General features: G+C 74.7%; 3 protein-coding genes and 1 pseudogene. 2 read left to right on the plus strand and 2 right to left on the minus strand.

The window, feature by feature from the left end; all coding sequences use genetic code 11:
* Positions 1–18 precede the first annotated feature (18 nt).
* Positions 19–1,098: a protoporphyrinogen/coproporphyrinogen oxidase gene (locus AC2W7A_RS09825; RefSeq protein WP_485991200.1), complete on the minus strand. Its 1,080-nt coding sequence runs from the start codon at positions 1,096–1,098 to the stop codon at positions 19–21.
* Complete coding sequence (gene hemE / locus AC2W7A_RS09830) at positions 1,095–2,288, minus strand: uroporphyrinogen decarboxylase (protein ID WP_485991201.1); 1,194 nt, start codon at positions 2,286–2,288, stop codon at positions 1,095–1,097. The genes AC2W7A_RS09825 and hemE overlap by 4 nt, the downstream gene beginning before the upstream one ends.
* Positions 2,289–2,457: 169 nt before the next feature.
* On the opposite strand from hemE, the pseudogene AC2W7A_RS09835 reads away from it, so the two are divergent.
* Positions 2,458–3,806: pseudogene (locus tag AC2W7A_RS09835) on the plus strand (glutamyl-tRNA reductase).
* Positions 3,803–4,432, plus strand: a complete 630-nt coding sequence (locus tag AC2W7A_RS09840) for a TetR/AcrR family transcriptional regulator (protein ID WP_485991202.1) — start codon at positions 3,803–3,805, stop codon at positions 4,430–4,432. Before AC2W7A_RS09835 ends, AC2W7A_RS09840 begins: the two are co-directional and overlap by 4 nt.
* Positions 4,433–4,479: the final 47 nt, after the last annotated feature.

Here is a 4,479-nt window from a genome sequence, read left to right on the forward strand (position 1 = left end):
CGGCGTCCACCACCAGCGTCACGAGGGCGACGCCGTCCGCCAGGTGCGGGCCGTCGTCGGGGGTCCAGGGCCCCGGTGGGAGGCCGGGGCGAGCAGCTGCCAGGCGTTGGGGCCGTCCACGGCCAGGACGACCCGGTCGGCCTCGAGGCCTCGGAGGACCTCCTCGTTGCGGTCGCTGATCTGGGCCCACCACTGGCCGCGGTCGGCGAAGTGCTTGAGGGCGGCCACCCGGACGCCGCGCAGGACCGTCACCCCGGTGTCCCGCAGGCGGGACACGAGGCGGCCCGTGAGGATGTTCATGCCGCCGTCCAGGCCGGCCACGAGCGAACCGGGAGTGTGCTGGCCGCGCAGGGCGGCCACGCCGGCGGACAGGCTCCCCTGCTCCACGAACGCCTCGAGCAGGCCCGGGACGACGCGGCGGACGTCCACCGTGGACGGGTCGGCCGAGTGGACACCGGCCACCACCGGGGTGACGAGGCGGCGGAGCACCTCGTCGCCGAGCCGGTCCGCCACGAGCTCGCCGATGGTGATCTCCTCACCGGCGGCGATGCGCTCGGCCCAGGCGTCCACCGGTGCGGTCAGGTCCTGCCGGGCGCGGGCCAGCCCGTCGGCCGAGAGGGCCGCGGCGGTGTCCTCGGCGTCCAGGTCGCCCGGGATGCCGAGCAGGCCCAGCCGCGGAGACGGGAAGGAGCCCTCGGCCGCGTGGATCCAGGAGCCGCCGGCCGCCGGGGACATGATGCGCTCGTAGATGCCGAGCTCGTGCAGGAGCTCCTGCACGGCGGTCCCCCGCAGCGCGAAGGCCTCGGCGCCGCCGTCCAGCTCGAGCGTCTGCTCCTGGGGCGCACCGTGCTCGTCCTCGGACGGGACGGCGAGGTACCGCGGGGACACGGCGCCGCCGAGCACGGAGGTGGCCTCGGCGAGGGTCACCTCCCAGCCTGCCTGGCGCAGCCGCAGGGCGGAGAGCAGGCCGGCGATGCCGCCGCCGATCACCAGCGCGATGCCGGGTCCGTCCGCCGGGCCGGCGACGGAGTCGGCCGCGTCCGGGGCGGCGGCGTCCGGCGTCGAGAGGTCCTGCACGGGGGTGTCCGGGATCTTCATGCGTGCTCCTTTCCTGCGGCCGGGCGCTCCGGCACCGGAAGGGAATGGATCAGCTCGACCACGCGGGTGAGCACGGTCGCGTCGGTCTCCGGCGGCACGCCGTGGGCGAGGTTGACCACGTGGCCCGGAGCGGCCGCGCCGGAGGCCACCACCTCGCGGACGTGGGCCTCGAGCACCTCCCACGGGGCGTCCAGCAGAGCCGGGTCGATGTTGCCCTGCACCGGGACGGCGCCGCGGCCGTCCGGTCCGACGTTCGCGGAGAGGCGGCGGTGGGCCTCCTCCAGCGAGATGCGGTGGTCCACGCCCACGGCGGTCGCGCCGGCGTCGCGCAGGTGGTGCAGGAACTCCCCGGTGCCGATGCCGAAGTGCAGCAGGGGGGCTCCGCCGTCCGCGGCCGGGCCGGCGATGTCCGCCACGGCGGCGAACGCGGCGGCGGAGTGCTGCTGCACATGGTCCACGTAGTCCGCTGCGGACAGCGAGCCGGCCCAGGAGTCGAAGAGCTGCGCCGCCGAGGCCCCAGCCTCGATCTGCGCCCGCAGGAACTGGCCGGAGACGCGGGAAGCCCAGGCCGCCAGCGCGTTCCACGTGTCCGGATCCGCGTGCATCATGCGGCGCGGGCCGAAGTGGTCGCGGGAGGGGCGGCCCTCCACCATGTAGGCGGCCAACGTGAAGGGGGCGCCGGCGAAGCCGATGAGCGGTCGGGGCCCGAGCTCGTCCACGGTGAGCCGGACGGCCTCGCGGATGACGTCCAGCGCCGAGTCCTCGAGGTCCGGAAGGGCCGCGACGTCCGCGGCGGTGCGCACGGGGTGGTCCAGCACGGGGCCGACGCCGGAGACGATCTCGACGCCCACCCCGGCCAGCCGAAGCGGCACCACGATGTCGGAGAAGAAGATGCCGGCGTCCACGTCGTGCCGGCGGACCGGCTGCATCGTGATTTCCCTCACAAGGCCCGGCATGACGCAGGAATCGAGCATCCCGATGCCCTCGCGCGCCTTCTTGTACTCCGGCAGCGAACGTCCGGCCTGGCGCATGAACCACACCGGGTGACGCTCCGGTCGCCGTCCGCGCAGGGCACGGATCAGGGGTGCACCGGCGGTGGATCGCGCGGGATCCGTGGTGCGGAGCGGATGGTCGGCCGGCAGGGCTGCGGCCGCCGCGGACGGGGTGCAGGCGGAGGTCTCAGCGGTCATGCGCCCCATTGTTCCATCCTCGGCCGCGGCGTTCGGATGGACGACGACGGCCGCCCCGCCCGACGTGGCATGCGTCACCTCCGCACCCCTCACCCGGCCCGTGCGCGGCAGGGACGTGAGCCTCGCCTCGATGACTCCGGCCGAGCCCACGGCTAGGATGGACGGCGCTGTGACACTCTTCTCGCTGATCGCCTCGCACAAGGACGTCGACCTGGACACGGTCGCCCGGCTCTCCGCCGGCGCGGCGTCCGTGCTCTCCGCCCTGCCCGCCTCCGGCGCGGGCGGGCCGTCGTGCTGGCCACGTGCAACCGGGTGGAGGTCTACGCGGACGCGGACGACGGCGACGTGTCCCGCACCCACAACACCCTGGTGAAGGCGATCGCCGCAGAGACCGACCTGCCGTACGCCACCGTGGACGGTACCTTCCGGCCGCTCGGCGCCGACGCGACCGTCCGCCACCTGTTCGAGGTCGCCTCCGGCCTGGACTCCGCCGTCGTCGGCGAGCGCGAGATCGCCGGCCAGGTGCGCCGGGCCCTCGTGGAGGCCCGTGAGGCCGGTACGGCCACCGGCCCCCTGGTGCGCCTGTTCGAGGGCGCCACCCGCACGGCGAAGGACGTGGGCTCCCAGACCGCCCTGGGCGCGACCGGCCGCTCCGTGGTGACGGTCGCCCTGGATCTGGCCGAGGACCTGCGCGGCGTGGGCACCGCGGAGGACGCCCGACGGTTCTGGTCCGAGGCGAACGTCCTGCTGATCGGCACCGGCTCGTATGCCGGCACCACCCTCGCTCAGCTCGCCGACCGCGGCGCGACCGCCGTGGCCGTCCACTCGGCCTCCGGACGCGCCGAGCAGTTCGTGGCCGACCGCGGCGGCTGGGCCATGGCCCTGGGCGGCGAGCACATCGCCGGCGCCCTGGCCGAGGCGGACGTGGTGGTCGGCTGCTCCGGCTCCGGGCGTCAGGTCTCCCCCGAGCAGCTCGTGGCGCTGCGTGAGGGCGCCACCCACCCCGTCACCCTGGTCGACCTCGCCCTGACCCGCGACTTCGATCCGGCGGTGGCGGATCTGGACCAGGTGGACCTGATCACCCTCGAGGACGTCCGCCTGGCGGCCCCGGAGCAGGCCGCATCCGCCGTGGCCGAGGCCCGTGCCCTGGTGGAGTCGTCACTGACGGGGTTCACCGACTCCCAGCGCGGGCGCACCGCGGACGGCGCGATCAAGGCGCTGCGCGAGCACACGCTCGCGGCGCTGGACACCGAGCTGGACCGCGTGCGCCGCCGCCACGGCTGCACGGCGCCGGCGGAGGAGATCGAGTTCGCACTGCGGCACATGGTCCGCCAGCTGCTGCACACCCCCACCGTCCGCGCCCGGCGCATGGCCGCCGAGGGCCGGCTGGAGGAGTACGAGCGCGCCCTCGAGGCCCTGTTCGACATCGCCGTCCCGGCCTCCGAGCCGGTCCAGGACGCCGCATCCGCCTGCCCGGTGGCGAAGCGGGATCCGGACACGGCGGAGCGCAGCGCATGAACGCACCCGCGCGTGCCGCACGCCTGCCCCGAGCCGAGCGTCGTCAGCAGCTCGTGGAGGTGGCCCGCGCGCTGTTCGTGGAACACGGCTACGCCCACACGTCCATGGACCAGATCGCCGAGTCCGCGGCCGTCTCCAAGCCCGTCCTGTACCAGCACTTCCCCGGCAAGCACGAGCTCTTCCTGCACCTGTTGGACGTCGAGGTCGAGGACCTGGTGCAGCAGATCTCCGAGGTGCTGTCCGCGGACCACGGATCCGCGGATTCCACGGACCGGGCGAACAGGCAGCGCACCCGGGAGACGGTCACCGCCGTCTACACCTACGTGTCCGACCCGAGCCGCCGGCACCGTCTGCTCATGTCCTCGGGCCTCACCCACGACCCGGAGGTGCAGCAGCGCTGCGAGGTCATCGAGGGCACCCTGGCCCGTCACATCGCGAAGCTGCTCGAGGAGGACTCGACGGTCACCTCCGACGAGGCCGAGCTCGTCTCGCGCGGCCTGGTGGCGTACATGATCGAGGCCGCCCGCTGGTGGGCCGACGAGGCCGACGCGACCACCCGGCCGACCCTCGAGCAGGCCGCCGAGGTCACCTCCACCATGCTCTGGCGCGGACTCTCCAGCCTCTGAGCCGCCGGCGTCCGCGCCCGGGGCCGGGTGATGCGGGCCTGCCGCGG

This window comes from Micrococcus sp. LASM2_SD2 (assembly GCF_057364565.1).

Bases quoted from the DNA above. Each gene is read 5' to 3' on its own strand.
- AC2W7A_RS09825 (WP_485991200.1), bottom strand. From the start codon at position 1,098: ATGAAGATCCCGGACACCCCCGTGCAGGACCTCTCGACGCCGGACGCC.
- hemE (WP_485991201.1), bottom strand. From the start codon at position 2,288: ATGACCGCTGAGACCTCCGCCTGCACCCCGTCCGCGGCGGCCGCAGCC.
- AC2W7A_RS09840 (WP_485991202.1), top strand. From the start codon at position 3,803: ATGAACGCACCCGCGCGTGCCGCACGCCTGCCCCGAGCCGAGCGTCGT.